Source organism: Caldimonas tepidiphila (assembly GCF_003569765.1).
GTDB classification, from domain to species: domain Bacteria; phylum Pseudomonadota; class Gammaproteobacteria; order Burkholderiales; family Burkholderiaceae_C; genus Caldimonas; species Caldimonas tepidiphila.
Window position 1 is genome coordinate 1 of record NZ_QXMG01000080.1, and the last position, 22,882, is coordinate 22,882.

The window sequence follows — 22,882 nt, forward strand, 5'->3', positions numbered from 1 at the left end:
TGCACCTCGGCCGCGCACCGCTTCGTCCTCTTCAACTCACCGGGGGTGAATAGATACCCACGAGCAGCTCTGCGGCTTGGCGATCACGAAGCTGCTGGAGCACCCGGACCCGCTGACCTACGAGCCGAAGACCGAGATCGGCCGCAAGGCGAAGAAGAACGCCCAGTGGCTCTACTACAACGGCGGGCGCTACTGGAACGGCTACAAGAACGCGGTGCCGAAGTACAGCCTGGCGGTGCTGTTCAGCTCCTTCCTGATGGGCGAGATCGCCGCCGCGACGATCTTCCACCAGATGGCTGCCAAGTGCACCGAGCCGGTGTTCCAGGAGGGTTTCCGCAAGGTCGGGCGCGACGAGGGCCGCCACATGGCGATCTGCATGGCGCTGATGGAGCGCGACTACCCGAAGATGGACCTCTCGGACAAGCAGCTCATCACCAAGCAGATCCGCGCCGGCTTCCTGTTCCTGTCGGGCGTGCTGTTCGAGCCGCCCGAGGACTTCTGGGACATCCCGGCCGACTTCGTGCCGGCACAGCGCGAGATCGAGGCCGTGGCCCGCAACGCCGGCTTCTACATCCCCGAGTACGAGGCGAAGAAGGACAACTGGTGCAACGCGATGCTCAACCTCAAGGGCGTGCTCGACAAGTACGGCATCCCCTTCCCGGCGATCCCCGAGGTCGGCATCACCGGCGAGGAGGTCCGCGACGTGGACATGCAGGACATCATCCCGGTGTTCTGATCGACGCCCTTCCAGAGCTCACCCGATGAACCTTTCGCCGCCCGCGGGCGGCGTTTTTCGCTTCGAGAGGAACCCGCCGTGAAACAGATCTGCCTGCACCCCTCGGGCAAGACGGTCGACTGCGAGGACGACGCGACCGTGCTGTCCGCGCTCGAGGGCGCCGGCTACGCGCTGCCCAACAACTGCCGCGCCGGGGCCTGCGGCGAATGCAAGGTGCGCGTCGTCAGCGGCCAGTTCGACCAGGGCTTCGTGATGGACATGGCGCTGTCGCAGCAGGAGCGCCGCGAGGGCTACGGCCTGATGTGCATGGCCAAGCCGGTGTCGGACGTGCTGACGATCGACTGGGGCACCGAGGACGCGAAGCCGAAGCTCTTCCCGCCGCGCGAGGACATGTACTACGTCGTCACCGAGCGGATCGCGCGCACGCCGCGCATCGTCGAGTTCCGGCTGCTGCCGCTCGGCCAGCCGATGCGCTTCTGGCCCGGCCAGTACGTGGCGATTGCGGTGCCGGGGCGCAACGCGCCGCCGCGCCACTACTCGATCGCGAGCGCGCCGCGCGCCGACGGCGAGATCGTGCTGCAGGTCACGCGCGTCGAGGGCGGCGCAGTCAGCACCTGGCTGCACGACGACGTGCCGGTGGGCAGCCGCCTGCAGATCTCCGGCCCCTACGGCACCTTCATCGGCGACCCCTCGGTGGACACCCCGGTGCTCTGCCTCGCGGCCGGCTCGGGCCTCGCGCCGATCCTGTCGCTGACCGAGGCGGCGCTGCGGCGCGGCTTCCGCCGCCCGGTGCACCTGCTGTTCTCGGCGCGCACGCGTGCCGACCTCTACGCCGAAGGCCTGCTCGCCTACTGGCAGGCGCGCCACCGCAACTTCCGCTGGCAGCCGACGCTGACCGGCGAGCGCGTGGCGGGCGTCGAGCACGGCCGCATCCCCGGCCTGCTGCCGCGCCTGTTCCCCGAGTTGCGCGAATTCAGCGTCTTCGTCGCCGGACAACCCGCTTTCGTCGACGACTGCGTCGCCGCGGTCAAGCAGCTCGACGCGGACGAGAAGCGCATTCATACCGAGGGTTTCCACCTGCAGCAGGGCGCAGCATGAAAGCCCGTGTCGGGGGAAGCCGCCGACAAGGGAGCTCTGCTCGTTTCTCCGCCCCTATTGCAGGAGCCTTTTCTTCCGGCTTCCGCCGAACAAGGGGAAAACCGCAGAATGCAGAGCCCCCGCAAACGAATGGCGAACCTCCCGTTCACTTGCATTCAGGAAAGCCTGGTTTCCATAACCCATTGACAGATTACGCCCCACCGATAAGCTTTAGATAAATCACGGAAAACACCAGCAGGACGGCTCGCGGCCACTGATTCCCACTTGATTCAGGGGTAGTGGCATTGGGATCTTTTCCCAAGATGGTCGCGTGCCAACTTCTCATGGTAGAAAACGTGAAATCCCTGAAAATCTTCGGCAGTCTGATCGCGGTGGCAGTGGTGATGACCGCCTGCGGGGGGGGAAGTGAAGACCGGAAGGAAACCCCTCCGGTCACCGCCAACCCGAGCGACAACCCCGCCCCGGGCAACGGCGGCGGCAATCCGACCCCGCCCCCTGCCGGCGGCGGGGGCCCGATCGAGGGAGTCTGGATGGGCGACCTGACGTGGAACGACGTCACCCACGACCATCCTTATATCCACGACTCGACGGCCATCGCTCTGCCCAACGGGGATTTCTACCACGTATTCAACCATTACTATCACCATGCCACGGAAACGCAGCGCAACACGATGGGCGGCTTTCTCGTCGGCAGGGTGACGACCGAGGGCGGGAGATTCACGGTTGGCGAAACCCGGGAATTCAGCTTCATCCGCGATTTCGCGGACCGGCCGATCTCGGCATCCGGCACCTATACTTCCAGGCAGACTCTCAACGGTCGCCTCGCCTACAACCCGGTGAATGATCCTCAGAACGGCCAGGACCTCACGCGCGCCTTCGACGTGAATTACATGAGCCGGTACGCGGGTCCCGCCAGTTTCGGCGACTTGCGGTTCAACAACGATTTCTACCGCAGCATCCAGGGCGTGCTGTGGACCCCGCAGGGCGTGAGGGCCGACGACTCCTACAAGACGCCGATGCACGTGGTGGTGAACACGGATGGCAGCCTCGGCTCGCGCTACCCGCAGGAGTGCCAGGTCAGCGGCCAACTCACCCCCCATGCCACGCAGAAGGTGTACGAGGCAAGGATCACGCTCGGCGCCAACTGTCCCTACCAGGGCTACACCTTTACGGGCATTTCCTTCCTGAAGGACGCCTACGCGACGGAGCACGCGCCCAACGCCTCTCAGAACGTGAACCGCTTCTACCTCGTGGCCACCAACAACGATGGCAACGTGCAACGGGGCCTGCTGTTCGTGCAGATCCTGTCAGGGACCGTCGGCGAAGAAGGTCCGGTGGTTCAGTGAACCACGGGAGGCATTCCCGCCGGGGTCCCGAGCGGGAGTGCCTTGCCCTCTTGGCGGCTCTCGATCAGCCGCGCTTGGCCACCAGCGTCAGGATGTCGTAGCTCGCGACGAGCTCGCCGTCCTGGTTGCGCACCTCGACGTCCCAGGCCACCACGCCCTGGCCGACGCCGTTGGCGTCCTTCCTGTTGCGGTCGATCTTGCGCTTGGCGGTCAGCCGTGCCTGGATGGTGTCGCCGATGCCCACGGGCTTGACGAAGCGCAGCGTGTCGAGGCCGTAGTTGGCGAGCACCGGCCCGGGCGCCGGCGACACGAACAGGCCCGCCGCTGCCGACAGCACGAAGTAGCCGTGCGCGATGCGCTTACCGAACGCCGTGTCCCTCGCGGCGATCTCGTCGAAGTGCATGTAGAAGTAGTCGCCCGAGATGCCGCCGAAGTTGACGATGTCGGCCTCGCTCACGGTGCGCCGGTGCGTCAGCAGCGAGTCGCCGATCTGCAGGTCCTCGAAGTGGCGGCGGAAGGGGTGCACGTCCGACTCGCGCACCCTGGCGCCGCGCACGTACTCGTTGGTGACGGCGGTGAGCATCGTTGGCGAGCCTTGCACCGCCGCGCGCTGCAGGTAGTGCTTGACCGCGCGCAGGCCGCCGAGCTCCTCCCCGCCGCCGGCGCGTCCCGGGCCGCCGTGCTTGAGCATCGGCAGCGGCGAGCCGTGGCCGGTGGATTCAAGAGCCGCCTCGCGGTCGAGGATGTGCAGCCGGCCGTGCCAGGCGGCGGCCACCGGAATCGCCTTCGCCGCGACCAGCGGGTCGTGCGTGACGAGCGTCGCGACCAGGCTGCCGCGGCCACGCGCGGCGAGCTCGAGCGCCTCGTCGATGTCCTCGTAGGGCAGCAGCGTGCTGACCGGGCCGAAGGCCTCGACCTCGTGCGCCGCGTCGTGCGTGCGCGGATCGCGGCTGAGCAGCAGCGTCGGCGCGAAGAAGGCGCCCTCCTGCACGCCCTCGCCCACCGGCGCGAAGCCGTCGCGCTCCCCGTAGACCAGCTCCGCGCCCTGCAGCAGCGTCGCCACCCGCTCGGCCACGTCGCGCTGCTGCGCGCGCGACGCGAGCGCGCCCATGCGCACCTCCTCGCGCGCCGGGTCGCCCACCACCGTCTTCGCCAGCCGCGCGCGCAGCTTCTCCGCGACCGCGTCCACATGGCGACGCGGCACGATCGCGCGGCGGATCGCGGTGCACTTCTGGCCGGCCTTCACGGTCATCTCGCGAGCGACCTCCTTCACGAAGAGGTCGAACTCCTCGTCGTCGGGGCTCACGTCGTCGGCGAGGATGGCCGCGTTGAGCGAGTCGGCCTCCGCGGTGAAGGGGATCGAGTGGCGGATCAGGTTCGGATGCACGCGCAGCCGGGCCGCGGTGTCGGCCGAGCCGGTGAAGGTCACGACGTCCTGGCCGCCGAGTCGGTCGAGCAGGTCGCCGGTGCCGCCGATCACGAGCTGCAGCGCGCCCTCGGGCAGCAGGCCCGAGTCGCACATCATCCGGACCGCGGCCTCGGTCACGTAGCTCGTCGCGGTGGCGGGCTTCACGACGCAGGGCATGCCGGCGAGGAAGGTCGGCGCGAACTTCTCGAGCATGCCCCAGACGGGGAAGTTGAAGGCGTTGATGTGCACCGCGAGGCCCTCGCGCGGCACGAGGATGTGCGTGCCGGCGAACTGGCCCTTCCTGCCCAGCGGCACCGCCGGGCCCTCGTGGATCAGGTTGCCCGAGGGCAGCTCGTTGCCACCGATGCTCGCGTACGCGAACAGCGTGCCGGTGCCGCCCTCGATGTCGATCCAGCTGTCGCTGCGCGTGGCGCCGGTGTGGCGCGAGACGAGGTAGAGCTCCTCCTTGCGCTCGTTGAGGTACTTGCCCAGCGCCTTCAGCAGCGCGGCGCGCTGCTGGAAGTCCAGCTTCCTCAGCGCCGGCACGCCGCTGCGGCGCGCGAACTGCACCGCCTCGCCGAAGTCGATCGCCTCGGCATGCGTGCTGAAGACCTGGGCGCCGTTGACGGCGCTGTGCAGCGCCTGGCCGGCCTCGCGGCCGAGCCAGCGGCCGCCGATGAAGCTCTGCAGGGTGGGACGGGACATGGAAGCTCCTCCGCTCGTTTGTTCGGGATAGTCGGATTCAGGCCACCGCGGCCTGTGCAGCGGCGGCGGCTTTCGCACCGCCGATGCCGAGATAGGTCTCGACGATGCGCCGGTCGTGCAGCATCTCCTGCGCGGCGCCCTCGAGCGCGACCGCGCCCATCTCGAGCACGTAGCCGCGGTCGGCCACCTGCAGCGCGGCGCGTGCGTTCTGCTCCACCAGCAGCACCGACACGCCGAGGCCGCGCAGCGAGGACACGACGTTGAGCACCTCGCGCACGATCAAGGGAGCCAGGCCCAGCGAGGGCTCGTCGAGCATCAGCAGGCGCGGGCGGCTCATCAGCGCGCGGCCGATCGCGAGCATCTGGCGCTCGCCGCCGGAGAGGGTCGCGGCCATCTGCGCGCGCCGCTCCTTCAGGCGGGGGAAGATCGCGAAGACCTCCTCCATGCGCTCCTTCTGGTCGCGCTGCCCGCGCCGCCAGCGCGAGAAGCCCCCGAGCAGCAGGTTGTCCTCGACCGACATCTCGCCGAAGAGCTCGCGCTTCTCCGGCACCAGCGCCACGCCGCGCGCGACCAGCGCCTCCACCGTCGGGCGGGCGATGCGCTCGCCTGCGAGCAGCAGCTCGCCCCGCGAGGGCAGCAGCCCGATCGCCGCCGACAGCAGCGTCGTCTTGCCCGCGCCGTTGGGGCCGATCACGGTGACGATCTCGCCCTCGCCCACCGTCAGCCGCACCTGGTGCACCGCCTCGACGGGTCCGTAGGACACGCAGAAGTCCTTCAGTTCCAGCAGCGTCTTCATCTCAGGCCACCTTTCCCAGCAGTTCGTCGCCGCCCAGGTAGGCCGCGAGCACGCGCGGGTCGGCCTGCACCTGCTCGGGCGTGCCATGCGCGATCACCTGGCCGAACTCCAGCACGGTGACGCGGTCGGCGAGGTTCATCACGAATTCCATGTCGTGCTCCACGACGAGGATCGCCATGCCCTCGTCGCGCAGCTGCGCGAGCAGCTTCGCGAGCGCCTGCTTCTCGAGGTGGCGCAGGCCGGCCGCCGGCTCGTCGAGCAGCAGCACCGCGGGCTGCCCGGCGAGCGCGCGGGCGATCTCGACGATGCGCTGCTGGCCGAGCGCGAGCGAGGCCGCAGGCACGTCGGCGCAGTCGCCCAGGCCGCAGCGCTCGATCTGGCGACGCGCCTCGGCGAGCAGCGCGGCCTCCTCGGCGCGGTCCAGGCGCAGCATCGACGCGAGCCAGCCGCGGTGGCCGCGGCGGTGCGCGCCGAGCGCGACGTTCTCCAGCACGCTGCGCTGCCCCAGCAGCCGCACGTGCTGGAAGGTGCGGCCGAGGCCGAGCGCGGCGAATTCACGCGAGGGATGGCCGGTCATCGCACGCCCCATCAGGCGCACCTCGCCGGCGCTCGGGTCGTCCACGCCCGAGATCATGTTGAAGAAGGTGCTCTTGCCGGCGCCGTTCGGGCCGATCAGGGCGTGCACCTCGCCGGCCTTGACCGTCATGTCCACCTCGCTGTTGGCCACGAGGCCGCCGAAGCGCTTGGTGACCTCCTTCGCCTCCAGCACCACCCGGCCCGCGGGCGGCAGCTCGCGCCGCGGCAGCGGGGCCATGTGCGCGGGGGGCCTGGCCGCCGGGGTCCGCACGAAGCGGGCGCCGAAGGCCGACAGCGTCGGCCACAGCCCGCCCGAGAAGCGCTGCAGCACCAGCATCATCAGCAGCCCGAAGACGATCACCTCGAAGTTGCCGCTCGCGCCCAGCAGCCCGGGCAGGATGTCCTGCAGCTGGTGCTTGAGCAGCGTGATGATCGCCGCCCCCAGCACCGCGCCCCACAGGTGGCCGGCGCCGCCGACCACCGCCATGAACAGGTACTCGATGCCGATGTTCAGGTGGAAGGGCGTGGGATTCACGAAGCGCTGCAGGTGCGCGTAGAGCCAGCCCGACAGGCCCGCCACCACCGCGGCGAGCACGAACACCTTGATGCGCTGGCGCGAGGTGTCCACGCCCATCGACTCGGCCATCACGCGCCCGCTCTTGAGCGCGCGGATCGCGCGGCCCTCGCGCGAGTCGAGCAGGTTGTGCATCGCCCAGATCGCCAGCAGCAGCACCGCCCAGATCAGCACGCCGAGCGAGCGGCCACTGGCAAGGCTGAGGTCGCCGATCGAGAGCGCCGGCACGCCGGTGATGCCGGTGTGGCCGCCGAGCATCTCGAGGTTGCCGAACACGTAGTACAGGCTCAGGCCCCAGGCGATGGTCGCCAGCGGCAGGTAGTGGCCCGAGAGTTTCAGGGTCACCGCGCCGAGCACCCACGCGACGCAGAAGCTCAGCGCGATGCCGAGCACGAGGCCGATCCAGGGCAGCGCGGCCGAGCCGGGCTCGAGCCCGAGCGCGCCGGCAAGCACCGGCGAGGTGCAGGCCCAGGCGGTGGCGTAGGCGCCGAGGCCGACGAAGGCGGCCTGCCCGAAGGAGGTCATGCCGCCGACGCCGGTGAGCATCACGAGGCCGGTGGCGACGAGCGCGTACAGCCCGATGTAGTTCAGCAGCGTGATGCTGAACTCCGGCAGGAAGGGCCAGGCCGCGGCAAGCGCCGCGACGAACAGCAGCACCAGCCGGCGCGGCGTCAGCGGCGCGGCCGGGCTCCGGGGCGCGCCGGACGCGTCGGCTGCGGGGGGATGCGCGGCGGGGGCCGCGCGCACGGGTGACGGGTTCATTCCTCGTCCTCCACATGATGGCTGCGCAGCGAACGCCACCACAGCACGGGGATGATCAGCGTGAACACCAGCACCTCCTTGTAGGCGCTGGCCCAGAACGACGAGAAGGCCTCGAGCTGGCCGACCAGCAGCGCGCCGGCGAGCGCCAGCGGGTAGCTCGCGAGCCCGCCGACGATCGCCGCGACGAAGCCCTTGAGGCCGATCAGGAAGCCGGTGTCGTAGTAGATGGTCGTGATCGGCGCGATCAGCAGGCCCGAGACGGCGCCGATGAGCGCGGCGAAGGCGAAGCTCACGTCGCCGGCGAGCTCGGTGGGGATGCCCATCAGCCGGGCGCCGACGCGGTTCATCGCGGTGGCGCGCAGCGCCTTGCCGACGATGGAGCGGCCGAAGAAGGCGAACAGCGCCGCCATCAGCACGCCGGTGACCACGACCACCACCAGCGACTGCCCGGTGATGTCGAGCGCGCCGAGCGACAGGCGCAGCTCCGAGAAGGCCGGCGTGCGCGAGCCCTCGGCGCCGAAGAACAGCAGCCCGAGGCCGACCAGCACGCCGTGCAGCGCGACCGAGACGATCAGCAGGATCAGCACGGTGGCGTGCTGCAGCGGCCGGTAGGCGAGGCGGTAGAGGAGCGGCCCGAGCGGCGTGATCAGCAGCAGCGTGGCCGCCACCTGCGCCGCGAGCGATTCGGGGCGCCAGCCGATCACGACCGCCGCGGCGGCCAGCGGCGCCGCGACCGCCCAGGCGAGCGTCGAGGCCCAGTCCACCGCCGCACCGCGGCTGTGGCGCCAGGCCTCGACCGCGAGCGTCGCGGCGCCGAGCGCCAGCAGCAGCCAGACGGTGGCGGGCACGCGCCCGCCCTGCATCATGGCCAGCGACAGCGCGGCGAAGGCGACGAACTCGCCCTGCGGGATGAAGATGACGCGCGTCACGGAGAACACCAGGACGAGGGCCAGCGCCATCAGCGCGTAGATCGCGCCGTTGACGATGCCGTCCTGTCCCAGCAGCAAGGCAATCTGCAGATCCATGTTCGGGTCCGTTCAGTGCGGGCCGCAGGGCCCGCAGGGACGACAGGGGACACCGCGCCCCCGGCGTGCCGGGGAGCGGCGGTGGAGCGGCCCGTGCGGGACGGGTCCGGAAAACGGCCGGGGGAGGCCCGGGCGGCCCTGCGGCCGCCGCGCCGTCCGCCCGGTCGCGGGGCTCACGGCTGCGCGGACTGCAGCTTCCAGCGGCCGTTCTCGATCTTGACCATCACCGCCGCGCGCTGGTCGAGCCCGAGGTGGTCGCTCGGCGACATGTTGAACACGCCGTGCGCGCCCGCGAGGTCCTTGACGGTCTCGAGCGCGTCGCGCAGCGCGACGCGGAACTCGGGCGTGCCCGGCTTGGCCTTCTTGACCGCCTGCGTGGCAGCCGCCTGCATCAGCAGCCCCGCGTCCCAGGCATGCGCGCCGAAGGTCGACACCGAGCCCTTGCCGTAGGCCGCCTCGTACTTCGCCACGTACTCCAGCGCCGACTTGCGCACCGGGTGGCTGGCGGGCAACTGCTCGGCCACCAGCACCGGGCCGGCCGGCAGCAGCGTGCCCTCCACGTCCTTGCCGCCGACGCGCAGGAAGTCGTTGTTCGCGACGCCGTGCGTCTGGTAGATCTGGCCCTTGTAGCCGCGCTCCTTGAGCGTGCGCTGCGGCAGCGCCGCGGGCGTGCCCGAGCCGGCGATCAGCACCGCGTCGGGCTGCGCCGACAGCAGCTTGAGCACCTGGCCGGTGACGGCGGTGTCGGTGCGGTTGAAGCGCTCGGCGGCCACGACCTCGAGCTTCTTGAGGTCCGCGGCCTTCCTGAACTCCTGCAGCCAGCCCTCGCCGTAGGCGTCGGCGAAGCCGATGAAGCCGATCTTCTTGTAGCCCCGGGCCACCATGTCCTGCACGATCGCGAGCGACATCATGATGTCGTTCTGCGGCGTCTTGAACACCCAGCGCTTCTTCGCGTCGACCGGCTCGACGATGCGCGCCGACGCGGCCATCGAGATCATCGGCGTCTGCGACTCCGCCACCGCGTCGATCATCGCCAGCGAGTTCGGCGTCGTGGTCGAGCCCAGCACCACGTCGACCTTGTTCTCGGTGATCAGCTTGCGCACGTTGGTCACCGCGGCGGTGGTGTCGGACGCATCGTCGAGCACGATGTAGTTGACCTTGTGGCCGCCGATGGTCTGCGGCATCAGGCTGATCGTGTTCTTCTCCGGGATGCCGAGCGAGGCGGCCGGGCCAGTGGCCGAGACCGTGACGCCGACGGTGATGTCGGCGAAGGCGGCACCGCTGGCCGCGACGGCGGCGGCGAGCACGACGAGTTTGCGCAGGAATTTCATCGCTTGTCTCCGTTTTGTGATGTCGATGTGTCGTGGTTGGAATCGGCGCGGCGCTGCCGCCGCGCTCCGGGGGAAAGCTTCAAGGTCGCATGCGGTTCGTGCTCCTCGTGTCCGGTCCGGCCGCCATCAGTGCGCTGCCTCGGTGTCCGCTCCGGCCCCGGGCGGGCGCACCGCGGGAATGCCTCCGAAGAACAGGTCGGCCACGACCGGCGCCATCGCCGCGTGGTTCAGCCCGCCCTCGGGCCTGAGCCAGGTGAACATCCAGTTGATCATGCCGAACAGCAGCATCGTCAGCGGCTTGGTCATCGCCGCCGCCGCCAGCTCCGGTCGCAGCTCGCCGATCGCCTGCGCGAAGCTCTCGACCAGCCGCCGCTCCTTGTCGAGCACGCGCGCACGGTCGGCGTCGTCGAGGAAGCGCACGTCCTCGGTCAGCACGCGGTGCGCGTGCTGCGCGCCCGCGTACTCCTCGACGAAGCGGTGGATCAGCTCGCGCACGCGCGGCTCGGGCGCGAGCGCCTCGCGCGCCACCTCGTCCACCAGCGCCTCCAGGCGCGAGACATGGCCCTCGGCGATGTTCACGAGCAGCGAGTACTTGTCGCGGAAGTAGTGGTAGAGCGTCGGCTTGGACAGGCCGCAGGCCTCCGCGACCTCGTTCATCGAGGTCGCGGTGTAGCCGCGCAGCGCAAAGAGCTGCGCGGCGCGCGAGAGGATCATCTCGCGCTGGTCCTCGTATCCGGGAGAGCGTCCGCGGGCCATGTCTTCTTCCTTTCCTTCGATCGGGGCTGTGCGTTCAACGAGGCCGCATCTTGCCGCAGCGCCGCGGGCGAACCGCGCCGGGAAGGCGCGACGCGGGGGGTCCGGGCTGGGCGGCGGCCATCGCGGCGCTCAGCGCTCGTCGAAGGACAGCACCACCCGCTCGGTGAGCGGGTGCGACTGGCAGGTCAGCACGAAGCCGGCCTCGACCTCGTGCTTCTCGAGCGCGAAGTTGCGGTCCATGCGCACCCGGCCCTCGAGCACCTTGGCGCGGCAGGTGCAGCACACGCCCGACTTGCACGAGAAGGGCACCTCGAGCCCGGCCTTGCCCGCCGCCTCGAGGATGCTCGGGTCGTCCTTGCGGAACTCGATCTCGCGCGTGAGCCCGTCGCGGATGATGACGACGCGCGCGTTCTCGGCGTCCCCGGGCTGCGGCCGGTGCAGCGCGGCGGCCTCGCGCGCGTCGGGCACCGGCACGCCGAAGCGCTCGACATGGATGCGCTCGGGCGGCACGCCCGCGTCCCTGAGCGCCGCCTCGGCCTCGTCGTTCACGCTCCAGGGCCCGCAGACGAAGGCGTGGTCGATGCCCTTGGGGTCCACCAGCCGGCCGAGGAACTCGGCGAGCTTTTCCCGCGACAGTCGTCCCGCGTTGAGCGGCGCGTCCATGTGCTCGCGTGAGAACACGTGATGCAGCGCCAGGCGCGTGAGGTAGCGGTTCTTCAGGTCCTCGAGCTCCTCCTTGAACATCGTGGACTTCTGCGTGCGGTTGCCGTAGATCAGCGTGAAGCGGCTCTGCGGCTCGCGCGCCAGCACCGTCTTCATGATCGCGAGGATCGGCGTGATGCCGCTGCCGGCGGCGATGCCGAGGTAGTGTCGCCGCGCCTGCGGGTCCAGCGGCACGCGGAAGTGGCCCTGCGGCGGGATCACCTGCAGCGTCGCGCCGGGCTTCAGCCGCTCGTTGATCCAGCAGGAGAAGGCGCCGCCGGGCACGCGGCGCACGCCCACGCGCAGCTCGCCGTCGTCGGGGGCGGCGCAGATCGAGTAGGAGCGGCGCAGGTCCTGCCCGTCGACGTCGCCGCGCAGCGTCAGGTACTGGCCCGGCTCGAAGCGGAAGGTGTCGCGCAGCTCGGGGGGCACGTCGAAGGAGACGATCACCGCCTCGTCGGTGTCGGGGCGCACGTCGCGCACGCGCAGGGGGTGGAAGTGCAGGCTCATCGCGGGGTCTCGCTCCGGTGTTTCTCGGGTCTCGTCAGATCGGCTTGAAGTGCTCGAAGGGCTCGCGGCAGGCGATGCAGCGGTGGAGCGACTTGCAGGCGGTGGAGCCGAAGGCCGACAGCTGCTCGGTCTGCGTGCTGCCGCAGCGCGGGCAGGCGAGCGGCTCGCGGCGGAGGCCGACGAAGCGCAGCGGCCGCGCGCCGTCCGGCGCGAGGTGCCCCGGGGGCGCGATGCCGTACTCGCGCAGCTTGCGCCGGCCCTCGTCGCTGATCCAGTCGGTGGTCCAGGCCGGCGCGCGCTGCAGCCTCACCTGCACCGGCCCCAGGCCCGCGGCGTCGATCGCCTCCAGCACGCTCTGCTCGATCGCCTCGGTGGCCGGGCAGCCGGAATAGGTCGGCGTCAGCACCACCTCCATCGTCCCGGCCTCGTCGCCGGCGAGCACCACGTCGCGCACGATGCCCAGGTCGCGCAGCGACAGCGCCGGCACCTCCGGGTCGAGCACGCCGTCGAGCACGGCCCAGGCCCGCTCGACGCGTTCGGCGCCCGCCACATGCGCCACAGGGCTCATCACCACACCCCGCCCGGGTAGGCGCGCTGCAGGTGCTGCATCTCGGCGAGGATGTAGCCCATGTGCTCGCTGTGGCGGCCGCGCTTGCCCTCGCTGCGGAAGGCGCTGTCGGCCGGGGGCTCGAGCGTCGCCGCCGCCAGGATCTCGCGCATCTCGGCGTGCCACTCGTCGCGCAGCTCCGACCAGCGCGGCCCCAGGCCGCTGGCGCCCGCGTGCTCGTCCACCGCGTCGGCGTCGAACATCTCTGCGCTGTAGATCCACAGCGCCTTGAGCGCCGCCTGCATGCGCGCCCTCGACTCGTCGGTGCCGTCGCCGAGGCGCACCACCCAGTCGGCGGCATGCTCCTGGTGGTAGCGCGCCTCCTTCACGGCCTTCGCCGCGATCGCGGCGAGCTCCGCATCCCCCGAGTCCTGCAGCCGCTGCCACAGCAGCTTCAGCAGCGTCGCGACCATCGCGTTGCGCAGCACGGTGTGCGCGAAGTCGCCGTGCGGCAGCTCCACGAGCGTCAGGTTCAGGTAGTCGCGCTCGTCGCGCAGGAAGGCGAGCTGGTCCTCGTCGAAGCCCTCGCCCTCCTGCCCCGCGAGCTGGCCGGCGCGCGTCAGCAGCGCGCGCGCCTGGCCGACGAGGTCGAGCGCCATGTTGGTCAGCGCGATGTCCTCCTCGAGGATCGGCGCGTGGCCGGCCCACTCGCCCAGGCGCTGCGCGAGAATCAGGCAGGTGTCGGCGAGGCGCAGCAGGTACTGCACGCCGGGGTCCTTCTTCAGCTGGATCGATGCCTGCATCGCGCCCTCACATGTGGTTGACGGAATCCGGCAGCGAATAGAAGGTCGGGTGGCGGTAGACCTTGTCCTCCATCGGGTCGAAGTACATGTCCTTGTCGCCCGGGTCGCTCGCGACGATCTGGTCGGCGCGCACCACCCACACGCTGGTGCCCTCCTGGCGGCGCGTGTAGACGTCGCGCGCGAGCTGGATCGCCATCTTCGCGTCGGGCGCGTGCAGGCTGCCGCAGTGCTTGTGATCCAGGCCCGCCTTGCTGCGCACGAACACTTCCCACAGCGGCCATTCGTTCTGAGTCGTCATCTCGCTTCCTTCGATGTCTGTTGCCCGTCGCCCGTCAGGCGGCCTGCTCGCGCTGCGCCTGCTTGCGCGCGTGCGCCAGCGCCGCCTCGCGCACCCAGGCGCCCTCGTCCCAGGCCTTCACGCGCGCGGCCAGCCGCTCGCGGTTGCAGGGGCCGTCGCCGTTGACGACGCGCCAGAACTCGTCCCAGTCGATCGCGCCGAAGTCCCAGTGCTGGCGCGCCTCGTTCCACTTCAACTCGGGATCGGGCAGCGTCACGCCCAGCACCCGGGCCTGCTCGACGGTGGCGTCGACGAACTTCTGGCGCAGCTCGTCGTTGGACAGCCGCTTGATGCCCCAGCGCATCGACTGCGCCGAGTTCGGCGACGCGGCGTCGGGCGGACCAAACATCATCAGCGAGGGCCACCACCAGCGGTCCACGGCGTCCTGCACCATCTCGCGCTGCGCGTCGCTGCCCTTCTGCATCATGACGAGCAGCGACTCGTAGCCCTGGCGCTGGTGGAAACTCTCCTCGCGGCAGATGCGCACCATCGCCCGCGCGTAGGGCGCATAGGAGCAGCGGCACAGGGGCACCTGGTTCATGATCGCCGCCCCGTCCACCAGCCAGCCGATCACGCCGACGTCGGCCCAGGTCAGCGTCGGGTAGTTGAAGATCGAGCTGTACTTGGCCTTGCCCGAGTGCAGCGCGTCGAGCATCTGGTCCCGCGAGGTGCCGAGCGTCTCGGCCGCGGCGTAGAGGTAGAGGCCGTGGCCGCCCTCGTCCTGCACCTTGGCCAGCAGGATGGCCTTGCGCTTGAGCGTGGGCGCGCGCGTGATCCAGTTGCCCTCGGGCAGCATGCCGACGATCTCGGAGTGCGCGTGCTGGCTGATCTGGCGCACCAGCGTCTTGCGGTAGTGCTCGGGCATCCAGTCCTTGGCCTCGATGAACTCGCCCTGGTCGATCCGGGCCTCGAAGCGCTCCTCGAGCCGCATCTCGTCGGCCGAGCGCAACGGCTTCCTGCCGTCGCCGCCGCCTTCCTTGGCCATCAAATCCATTGCTTGGGTGTACATCGCGAATCCTCTGCTGCGGTATGGGGTGGGTGCGCCTTCAGCGCGGCCGCCGGTCGATCACGCGGCGTGCCTTGCCGACGAGCGTGCGCTCGATCGTGTCGGGCGTCCCGACGACGACCTGCGTCGAGATGCCCACCAGGGTCTTGATGCGGTGCTGCAGCCAGCCGGCGATCTCGCGCACCTCGTCCGGGGAGGCCTGCGCCGCTGCGGGCTGCAGCTCGCAGCGCACCTCGACCTGGTCGAGGTGGCCGTCGCGCGAGACGTGGATCTGGTACTGGCCCGAGAGCTTCTCGTGCTGCAGCACGATCTCCTCGATCTGCGTCGGGAAGACGTTGACGCCGCGGATGATCAGCATGTCGTCCGTGCGGCCGACGATCTTGCCCATGCGGCGGAAGGAGCGCGCGGTGGGCGGCAGCAGCCGCGTCAGGTCGCGCGTGCGGTAGCGGATGATCGGCAGCGCTTCCTTGGACAGCGAGGTGAACACGAGCTCGCCCTCGGAGCCGTCGGGCAGCACCTCGCCGGTCTCGGGGTCGATGATCTCGGGATAGAAGTGGTCCTCCCAGATCACCGGACCGTCCTTGGCCTCGATGCACTCGTTGGCCACACCCGGGCCCATCACCTCGGACAGGCCGTAGATGTCCACCGCGTCGATGCCGGCCTTGGTCTCGATCTCGCGGCGCATCGCCTCGGTCCAGGGCTCGGCGCCGAAGATGCCCACCTTCAGCGAGCTCTCGCGCGGATCCAGCCCCTGGCGCACGAACTCCTCGATGATCACCTGCATGTAGGACGGGGTGACCATGATGATGTCGGGCTTGAAATCGTTGATCAGCTGGACCTGCTTCTCGGTCTGGCCGCCCGACATCGGGATCACGGTGCAGCCGGCGCGCTCGGCGCCGTAGTGCGCGCCCAGGCCGCCGGTGAACAGGCCGTAGCCGTAGGCCACGTGCACGATGTCGCCGGGGCGCCCGCCCGAGGCGCGGATCGAGCGCGCCACCAGCCCTGCCCAGGTGTCGATGTCCTTGAGCGTGTAGCCCACCACCGTCGGCTTGCCGGTCGTGCCCGAGGAGGCATGGACGCGCGCGACCTTCTCGCGCGGCACGGCGAAGAGGCCGAAGGGGTAGTTGTCGCGCAGGTCCTTCTTGGTCGTGAAGGGGAACTTCGACAGGTCCGAGAGCTGCTTCAGGTCCGACGGATGCACGCCCTTCTCGTCGAAGGCGCGGCGGTAGTGCGGCACGTTCTCGTAGGCATGCTCGAGCGTCCAGCGCAGGCGCTGCAGCTGCAGCGCCTCGATCTCGTCGCGGCTGGCGGTCTCGATCGGCTCGAGGTCGCCGGGGGCGGGGCTCTTCACGGGCATCTCTTGTCTCCTCTGGATGTGCCGGGGCAGCGTCGTTCAGGCGGCCGGGCGCGAGCCCGGCACCGAAGGCTTGCCCTTCATGCGATAGGACCGTCCGCGGAACAGCGCGATGCGCTCGCCGCGCTGGTTCGTCACCACCACGTCGTAGACCCCGGTGCGCCCGGCCAGCGACACCTCCTGCGCGACCGCGGTCAGCACGTCGCCCTCGCGGCCCGGCGCGACGAAGTCGACCGCGAGGCCCGAGGCGACGGTCAGCTCGTTGTACGAGTTGCAGGCGTAGGCGAAGGCGGTGTCGGCCAGCGTCGTGATGTAGCCGCCGTGGCAGATGTCGAAGCCGTTGAGCATGTCCTCGCGCACCGGCATCGTGATCGTCGCGCGGCCCGGGGCCATCGCGGTGATCCGCATGCCGAGCGAGCGTGCCGCGCGATCGCGGGCGAACATGCCCTCGCGCACGAGGTCGGCGGTCTGTTGCGGGGTGGGGAGCGTCGTGTCCATGCGGTCTTCAGCGGTCGGTGAACTGCGGCGGGCGCTTGGCCATGAAGGCGGCCACGCCCTCCAGGTAGTCGTGCGAGGCGCCGAGCTTGCGCTGCAGCCGCACCTCCTCGGTGAGCGCCTGCTCGAGGTCCATGCTCTGCGCCGCGTCGAGCGCGCGGCGGGTGGCGACCAGCGCCTTGACCGGCATCGCGGCGAGCCGCTGCGCCAGCGCCTGGGCCTCGTCCTGTAGCACCGCGTCGTCCACGCAGCGCCAGATCAGCCCGATGCGCTCCGCGTCCGCCGCCGGCAGCTTGTCGCCGAGCAGCGCGAGGCCGAGCGCCTGCGCGCGGCCGACGAGGCGCGGCAGCAGCCAGGTGCCGGCGGTGTCGGGCACCAGGCCGATCTTCGCGAAGGCCTGGATGAAGCTCGCCGAGCGCGCGGCGAGCACCAGGTCGCAGGCGAGCGCGAGGTTCGCGCCGGCGCCCGCCGCCACGCCGTTGACCGCGGCGACCACCGGCACCGGCATCGAGCGCAGGCGCAGCACCAGCGGCCGGTAGTGGCGCTCGATCACGTCGCCCAGGTCCTTCGGCGCGGCACCCGGCACCGGATCCGGCGCGACGGCCGGGTCGGCCAGGTCCTGCCCGGCGCAGAAGCCGCGGCTGGCGCCGGTCAGCACGAGGCAGCGCACCTGCGCGTCGTCGGCCGCGGCGTCGAGCGCCTCCATCAGCTGCCCGTGCAGCCCGGTGGTGAAGCTGTTGAGCGCCGCAGGGCGGTTCAGCGTCAGCGTGCGCACCGCGCCGGACTGCGAACTCAGGACGAGGGATTCGGACATCGGGAAAGGCTCCTTCGCATGCACCATTGACCGACCGGTCGGTTGATATTAAGGTGACCGGACTTTCTGACGCAAGTCAAAAGTGCTCCGAGAAAACCCTAGACGGCGAACGCGGGAGCCCCTGCCCCGCCGCGCGCCCCTCCCGACAGGAGACAGAGCCATGCCCTGCTACAGCCTCGAAGGCGTGATCCCGGTGGTGGATCCGAGCGCCTACGTGCACCCCACCGCCGTGCTGATCGGCGACGTGATCGTCGGCCCGGACTGCTATGTCGGCCCCAATGCCTGCCTGCGCGGCGACTTCGGCCGCATCGTGCTGCAGCGCGGCTGCAACGTGCAGGACACCTGCGTGATCCACGGCTTCCCGAACCAGGACACGGTGGTCGAGGAGAACGGCCACATCGGCCACGGCGCGGTGCTGCACTCCTGCGTGGTGCGGCGCGACGCGCTCGTCGGCATGAACGCGGTGGTGATGGACGAGGCCGAGGTCGGCGAGAAGGCGGTGGTGGCCGCCTGCGCCTTCGTCGCCGCCGGCGTCAAGGTGCCGCCGAGGACGCTGGTGGCCGGCGTGCCCGCCAGGCCGGTGCGCGAGCTCAGCGACGGCGAGATCGCCTGGAAGCTCGAGGGCACGCTCATCTACCAGGACCTGACGAAGCGCAGCCTGCGCTCGATGCAGGAGGTCCGGCCGCTGACCGGGCTCGACGCCGACCGCCCGAGGCTGCAGGCCCCCGAGGTGCAGTCGCTGATCGCCACGAAGCGGGGCTGAACCGCGACGCTCCCGCGCCGGCGCCGGCCGCCCCTCACGCCGCAGCGCCGAGGAAGGCGTCGAGCGCGGCGTGGAAGCCCTCCTCGTCGTCCCAGGGGATCATGTGCCCCGCACCGGCCACCGTCGCGACCGCGAGCGCGGGAGCGAGCGCGCGGATCTCGGCCACGTCCTGCGGCAGGATCACGCCGCCCTCGCCCGCCACCATCAGCAGCGCGGGCGCGGCCAGGTGCGGCAGGTCGGCATGGATGTCGTCGGCGTGGAAGCCGGCGTAGGCCTCGCGCGTCGCGCGCTCGTCGCAGGTGTGCAGCCACTCGGCGCGCAGGCGCAGCTGCGCCTCGCTCCAGTGCGGCCAGATCGGCCGCAGCAGCTCGATGCCGCCCCCGGCGCGCATCTGCCGGATCAGCTCGAGGTAGCGCTCCAGCGGCACCGGATAGGGCCGCCGCCCGGGGCCCGACACCGGCGGATCGACCAGCACCAGCCGCGCGATGCCGCGCGGGTGGCGGCGCGCCGCGCGGATGCCGATGCGCGCGCCCATCGAATGGCCGAGCAGCGTGAAGCCCGACAGGCCCAGCGCCTGCGCCAGCGCGCCGACGTCGTCGGCGCAGGCATCGAGCCCGTAGTCCAGCGCGTCCGAGGCCTCGGACAGGCCGCGCCCGCGCACGTCGAGCACGTAGGTGTCGAAGCGCCGCCCGAGCCGCTCCGCGACGAAGCCCCAGGTCACCGCGGGGCTGGTGATGCCCGGCACGAGCAGCAGCTGCGGTCCCTGCCCGCCGTAGCGCAGGTAGTGCTGGCGGATGCCGTTGGCGCGCACGTGCGCGCCGTACAGGAATGTGCTCATCGGCCTTCGATCCTCCGTTCGTGCGGCGTTCCGCGTTCCGAGGCAAGCACGATAGCGCCCTTGCCGCGCCCGCGGACGGCGGGAATGCCCTGCCCGGCATCAAGGCCAGCGTGTTCCCCGGGGGTTTGCGGCCCGCATAGGATGCGGAACATGGCGTTTCCCTCCTCCCCCGCACCGCTCTCCGGGACCCACGGCACCGGACCCGCCCCCGCCCCTGCCCCTTCGGCCGTCGGGCTGCGCGTGCGCGAGGTCGAGCTCGACCCCGCCGACCCGCCGCAGCGCCATCGCGAGAAGCTTGCGCGCATCGTGCTCGACGAGATGTACCAGTTCGTCGCGCTGCTCGACCCCCAGGGCACGCTGCTCGAGGTGAACCGCGCGGCGCTCGAGGGTGCCGGGATCCGGCTGGACGCGATCCAGGACAAGCCCTTCTGGGAAGCGCGCTGGTGGACGGTGTCGCAGGAGACGCAGCAGCAGCTGCGTCGCGCGGTCGAGCGCGCGGCCGCGGGCGAGTTCGTCCGCTACGACGTGGAGGTCTACGGCCAGGCCGCGGGCGAGGAGACGATCGTCATCGACTTCTCGCTGAACCCGGTACGCGACCGGGACGGTCGCATCGTCTTCCTGCTGCCCGAGGGCCGCAACATCACCGAGAAGAAGAAGGCCGAAGCCGAGATCGCGCGCAAGAACGAGGAGCTGCAGGGCCTGCTCGCCCGCGTGCGCGAGCTCGACGAGATCAAGAGCCAGCTCTTCGCCAACATCAGCCACGAGCTGCGCACGCCGCTGGCGCTGATCCTCGGGCCGGCCGAGACGATGCTGGCCGGTCGCGAGCCGATCACGCCGCTGCAGCGCCGCGACCTGGGCGTGATCCGGCGCAACGCCTCGACGCTGCTCAAGCTCGTCAACGACCTGCTCGACGTGGCCAAGCTCGACGCCGGCAAGATGGAGCTGCGCTACGTGCGCCTCGACGCCGCCGGGTTCGCGCGCAGCGTCGCCTCGCATTTCGAGGCGCTGGCGGCGAGCCGCGGCATCGCCTTCGTCGTCGACGCGCAGGGGCCGGTCGAGGCGGAGCTCGACCCGGAGAAGCTCGAGCGCGTGCTGCTGAACCTGCTGTCGAACGCCTTCAAGTTCACGCCCGAGGGCGGGCGGGTGAAGCTGCGCGTGGCGGCCGAGGACGAGGGGCTGCGGATCTCCGTGCAGGACAGCGGACCGGGCGTGCCGGCGGCCGCGCGGCAGGCGATCTTCGAGCGCTTCCGCCAGGCCGAGGGCGGCACGACGCGCCGCTTCGGCGGCACCGGACTCGGGCTCGCGATCACGCGCGACTTCGTGCAGCTGCACGGCGGCAGCATCGCCGTCGCCGACGCGCCGGGCTCGGGCGCGCTCTTCATCGTCCACCTGCCGCTGCATGCCCCCGAGGGGACCGAGGTCCGCAGCGGGCTGCGGGACGCCGACCGGGAGGAGAGCCCGAGCCTCGCCGGGACGCTGGAGGAGCTCTTGCCGGCACGGCCGGCGCAGGCGCCCGGCGCGGCGCGCGCCGGGCGGCCGAACGTGCTCGTCGCCGAGGACAACCCGGAGCTCAACCGTTTCATCACCGAGTGCCTGGGCGAGGACTTCAACGTCGCGACGGCCTTCGACGGGCAGGAGGCGCTGGAGAAGCTGCTCGAGTCGCCGCCGGACCTGCTGGTCACCGACATCATGATGCCGCGCCTGAGCGGCGACGGCCTCGTCGCCGAGCTGCGCCGCCGCCGCCATCTCGACGCGGTGCCGGTGCTGGTGCTGTCGGCCAAGGCCGACGACGCGCTGCGCAACCGGCTGCTGCGCGAGGGCGCGCAGGACTACGTGACCAAGCCCTTCTCGGCCGAGGAGCTGCGCGCGCGGGCGCGCAACCTCAGCGCCGTCAAGCTCGCGCGCGAGGTGCTGCAGGCCGAGGTGGCGAGCCAGCAGCAGGACCTGGCGCAGCTCGCCCGCGACGCGGCCGGGCAGTACCGCGCGCGCGGCGCGGCGCTCGCCGAGGCGAGCCTGGCCCGCGACGCGGCGAGGGCGGCCAGCGAGGCGAAGAGCCAGTTCCTGCGCCTCGTGTCGCACGAGTTGCGCACGCCGCTGCAGACGATGCAGTTCCAGACCGGGATGCTGCGGCGCCAGCTGGCGAAGTCGGACGACGCCCGCCACGACGCGCTGCTCGGGCGGCTGGAAGGCGCCGCGCGGCGCATGGCGGAGCTCGTCGACATGCTGCTCGAGGCGGTGCGGGCGGAGGCCGGCCAGGTCCAGGTCGCGCCCTCGGACTTCGACGCCGACGCGCTGCTGCGGGAGCTCGTGCAGGAAATGCGGCCCCGCGTGCAGGGCCGGCCCCTGGCGCTGCGCTACGAAGGGGAGGCGCTGCCCGCACACACCGATCCCTCGCTGCTGCGCATCGTCGCGACGAACCTGATCGACAACGCGCTGAAGTACACCGAGCGCGGCGAGGTCGCGGTGGTGCTGCGCGACGAGGGCGAGGCGCTGCGGCTCGAGGTCTCGGACACCGGCCCCGGCATCGCCGCGGAGCACCACGCGCGCATCTTCGAGCCCTTCGAGCAGCTCGGCGAGATCCGCCACAAGCACCTGCCGGGCGTGGGACTCGGCCTCGCTATCTCGCGGCGCGTCGTCGAGGCGCTGGGCGGCAGCCTGTCGCTGGAGTCCGCGCCGGGACAAGGCAGCCGGTTCTCGGCCCGCATCCCGCGCCGCTTCGCCGCGCCGCCCTCCGCGCGCGCCGGAGACCGCCCGTGAGGCCGGTGCTGGTGGTCGAGGACGACCGCGACATCCGCGAGTCGCTGGTGATGATCCTGGAGCACGAGGGCTACGTCGTCGCGGCGGCCGCGGACGGCCAGGAGGCGCTGGACTGGCTGGGCCGGGGGCAGGAGCCGGAGCTCATCCTGCTCGACCTGATGATGCCCCGCGTCGATGGCTGGGAGTTCCTGTCGTGCTGGCAGGTCCGGCCGGCCGCATCCCGCTGCCCGGTGATCGTGCTGTCCGGCGCGGACGTGCGGCAGAACCCACAGGGCGCCGAGGCCGTGCTCAGGAAGCCGGTGTCGATCGACGAGCTGCTCGCGGCGGTGGGTCGCCACCGGCCCTGACGCAGGGAATCGACCCGGAAAGCTCGCCAAGCCCGCGCGGAGGGGTCCCGGGCCGAGGCGTGCGCTCGCTCACTGTGCGAGCCCGCGAGGGAAACGCGGCGCGCGGGCGACGCAGCGGCAGACCGGACCCGGGCACTTCCGGATGGGGAAATCAGGGTCTTGCCTGATCGACGCCGGAGCATTGCGCAGGGCACCCTTGCGTCAAGAGGAGCAGTACCCATGATCGAGACGAGCATCCAGATCCTCGCCGCAGGCACTGCCCTGGCGGCCGCCTTCCTGGCCGGCACGACGGTGTGGTCGGTCTGGACGATGGACCGCGACCTCCAGGGCTACTGAGCGGGCGCGGCCCCGCCGGCAGCCGCCGCAGCGTGCGGCCGGCCGCCGTGATTCGCCGCCAGGCTCAGACGCGCTCGAGGATGAGCGCGATGCCCTGGCCGACGCCGATGCACATCGTGCACAGCGCGTAGCGCCCGCCCGTGGCGTGCAGCCGGTTCAC

The 22,882-nt window shown here is 71.1% G+C and carries 21 protein-coding genes; 6 read left to right on the top strand and 15 right to left on the bottom strand.

The window, feature by feature from the left end:
- The first annotated feature begins 76 nt into the window (after nucleotides 1–76).
- The 3 genes from D3A59_RS22720 to D3A59_RS22730 all read left to right on the top strand — a co-directional run bounded on the left by D3A59_RS22720 (nucleotide 77) and on the right by D3A59_RS22730 (nucleotide 3,180).
- Complete coding sequence (locus D3A59_RS22720) at nucleotides 77–736, top strand: hypothetical protein (protein ID WP_205665258.1); 660 nt, start codon at nucleotides 77–79, stop codon at nucleotides 734–736.
- Between the two features lie 78 nt (nucleotides 737–814).
- The gene (locus tag D3A59_RS22725; RefSeq protein WP_119157606.1) at nucleotides 815–1,834 is read left to right on the top strand and encodes a 2Fe-2S iron-sulfur cluster-binding protein; all 1,020 of its coding nucleotides are present in this window, start codon (nucleotides 815–817) and stop codon (nucleotides 1,832–1,834) included.
- 335 nt (nucleotides 1,835–2,169) lie between these two features.
- The gene (locus D3A59_RS22730; protein WP_157991656.1) at nucleotides 2,170–3,180 is read left to right on the top strand and encodes a hypothetical protein; all 1,011 of its coding nucleotides are present in this window, start codon (nucleotides 2,170–2,172) and stop codon (nucleotides 3,178–3,180) included.
- Nucleotides 3,181–3,244: 64 nt separating this feature from the next.
- Here the strand turns inward: D3A59_RS22730 and paaZ are convergent, their stop codons facing one another.
- From paaZ to D3A59_RS22800, 14 genes are all read right to left on the bottom strand, one after another.
- Nucleotides 3,245–5,293, bottom strand: coding sequence for a phenylacetic acid degradation bifunctional protein PaaZ (gene paaZ, locus D3A59_RS22735; RefSeq protein ID WP_119157608.1), 2,049 nt, complete (start codon nucleotides 5,291–5,293; stop codon nucleotides 3,245–3,247).
- A gap of 37 nt (nucleotides 5,294–5,330) precedes the next feature.
- A complete protein-coding gene (locus tag D3A59_RS22740; protein ID WP_119157609.1) occupies nucleotides 5,331–6,089 on the bottom strand; it encodes an ABC transporter ATP-binding protein in 759 nt (252 codons plus the stop codon).
- 1 nt (nucleotide 6,090) lies between these two features.
- On the bottom strand, nucleotides 6,091–8,001 hold the full coding sequence (locus D3A59_RS22745; RefSeq protein WP_119157610.1) for a branched-chain amino acid ABC transporter ATP-binding protein/permease: 1,911 nt from the start codon (nucleotides 7,999–8,001) through the stop codon (nucleotides 6,091–6,093).
- On the bottom strand, nucleotides 7,998–9,026 hold the full coding sequence (locus D3A59_RS22750; protein WP_119157611.1) for a branched-chain amino acid ABC transporter permease: 1,029 nt from the start codon (nucleotides 9,024–9,026) through the stop codon (nucleotides 7,998–8,000). The genes D3A59_RS22745 and D3A59_RS22750 overlap by 4 nt, the downstream gene beginning before the upstream one ends.
- A gap of 173 nt (nucleotides 9,027–9,199) precedes the next feature.
- Entirely contained in the window at nucleotides 9,200–10,357 is a 1,158-nt protein-coding gene (locus tag D3A59_RS22755) for an ABC transporter substrate-binding protein (RefSeq protein WP_119157612.1), read from the bottom strand.
- 126 nt (nucleotides 10,358–10,483) lie between these two features.
- Entirely contained in the window at nucleotides 10,484–11,113 is a 630-nt protein-coding gene (locus D3A59_RS22760) for a TetR/AcrR family transcriptional regulator (protein ID WP_119157613.1), read from the bottom strand.
- Nucleotides 11,114–11,242: 129 nt separating this feature from the next.
- Nucleotides 11,243–12,325 carry a 1,2-phenylacetyl-CoA epoxidase subunit PaaE gene (gene paaE, locus D3A59_RS22765; RefSeq protein ID WP_119157614.1) on the bottom strand — a complete coding sequence of 361 codons (1,083 nt, stop codon included), beginning with the start codon at nucleotides 12,323–12,325 and terminating at the stop codon, nucleotides 11,243–11,245.
- Between the two features lie 34 nt (nucleotides 12,326–12,359).
- Nucleotides 12,360–12,893, bottom strand: a complete 534-nt coding sequence (gene paaD, locus D3A59_RS22770) for a 1,2-phenylacetyl-CoA epoxidase subunit PaaD (RefSeq protein ID WP_119157624.1) — start codon at nucleotides 12,891–12,893, stop codon at nucleotides 12,360–12,362.
- Nucleotides 12,893–13,675, bottom strand: a complete 783-nt coding sequence (gene paaC, locus D3A59_RS22775) for a 1,2-phenylacetyl-CoA epoxidase subunit PaaC (protein ID WP_119157615.1) — start codon at nucleotides 13,673–13,675, stop codon at nucleotides 12,893–12,895. Before paaC ends, paaD begins: the two co-directional genes overlap by 1 nt.
- Before the next feature lie 7 nt (nucleotides 13,676–13,682).
- The gene (gene paaB, locus D3A59_RS22780; RefSeq protein WP_119157616.1) at nucleotides 13,683–13,973 is read right to left on the bottom strand and encodes a 1,2-phenylacetyl-CoA epoxidase subunit PaaB; all 291 of its coding nucleotides are present in this window, start codon (nucleotides 13,971–13,973) and stop codon (nucleotides 13,683–13,685) included.
- A gap of 34 nt (nucleotides 13,974–14,007) precedes the next feature.
- A complete protein-coding gene (gene paaA, locus D3A59_RS22785; RefSeq protein ID WP_119157617.1) occupies nucleotides 14,008–15,021 on the bottom strand; it encodes a 1,2-phenylacetyl-CoA epoxidase subunit PaaA in 1,014 nt (337 codons plus the stop codon).
- Nucleotides 15,022–15,058: 37 nt separating this feature from the next.
- Nucleotides 15,059–16,375, bottom strand: coding sequence for a phenylacetate--CoA ligase PaaK (gene paaK / locus D3A59_RS22790; protein ID WP_119157618.1), 1,317 nt, complete (start codon nucleotides 16,373–16,375; stop codon nucleotides 15,059–15,061).
- A gap of 36 nt (nucleotides 16,376–16,411) precedes the next feature.
- Nucleotides 16,412–16,870: a hydroxyphenylacetyl-CoA thioesterase PaaI gene (paaI, locus tag D3A59_RS22795; RefSeq protein WP_119157619.1), complete on the bottom strand. Its 459-nt coding sequence runs from the start codon at nucleotides 16,868–16,870 to the stop codon at nucleotides 16,412–16,414.
- 7 nt (nucleotides 16,871–16,877) lie between these two features.
- Entirely contained in the window at nucleotides 16,878–17,681 is an 804-nt protein-coding gene (locus tag D3A59_RS22800; RefSeq protein WP_119157620.1) for an enoyl-CoA hydratase-related protein, read from the bottom strand.
- A 160-nt stretch (nucleotides 17,682–17,841) separates the two neighbouring features.
- Between D3A59_RS22800 and D3A59_RS22805 the strand changes: the two genes are divergently transcribed.
- Nucleotides 17,842–18,444: a phenylacetic acid degradation protein PaaY gene (locus D3A59_RS22805; protein WP_119157621.1), complete on the top strand. Its 603-nt coding sequence runs from the start codon at nucleotides 17,842–17,844 to the stop codon at nucleotides 18,442–18,444.
- A gap of 34 nt (nucleotides 18,445–18,478) precedes the next feature.
- Here the strand turns inward: D3A59_RS22805 and D3A59_RS22810 are convergent, their stop codons facing one another.
- Nucleotides 18,479–19,282: an alpha/beta fold hydrolase gene (locus tag D3A59_RS22810; protein WP_119157622.1), complete on the bottom strand. Its 804-nt coding sequence runs from the start codon at nucleotides 19,280–19,282 to the stop codon at nucleotides 18,479–18,481.
- Nucleotides 19,283–19,432: 150 nt separating this feature from the next.
- Here D3A59_RS22810 and D3A59_RS22815 point away from each other — a divergent pair, with 150 nt between their 5' ends.
- Both D3A59_RS22815 and D3A59_RS22820 read left to right on the top strand, forming a co-directional pair.
- On the top strand, nucleotides 19,433–22,039 hold the full coding sequence (locus tag D3A59_RS22815; RefSeq protein WP_170162380.1) for an ATP-binding protein: 2,607 nt from the start codon (nucleotides 19,433–19,435) through the stop codon (nucleotides 22,037–22,039).
- Nucleotides 22,036–22,386, top strand: coding sequence for a response regulator transcription factor (locus D3A59_RS22820; RefSeq protein ID WP_205665259.1), 351 nt, complete (start codon nucleotides 22,036–22,038; stop codon nucleotides 22,384–22,386). The genes D3A59_RS22815 and D3A59_RS22820 overlap by 4 nt, the downstream gene beginning before the upstream one ends.
- The last annotated feature ends 496 nt before the right edge of the window (nucleotides 22,387–22,882 follow it).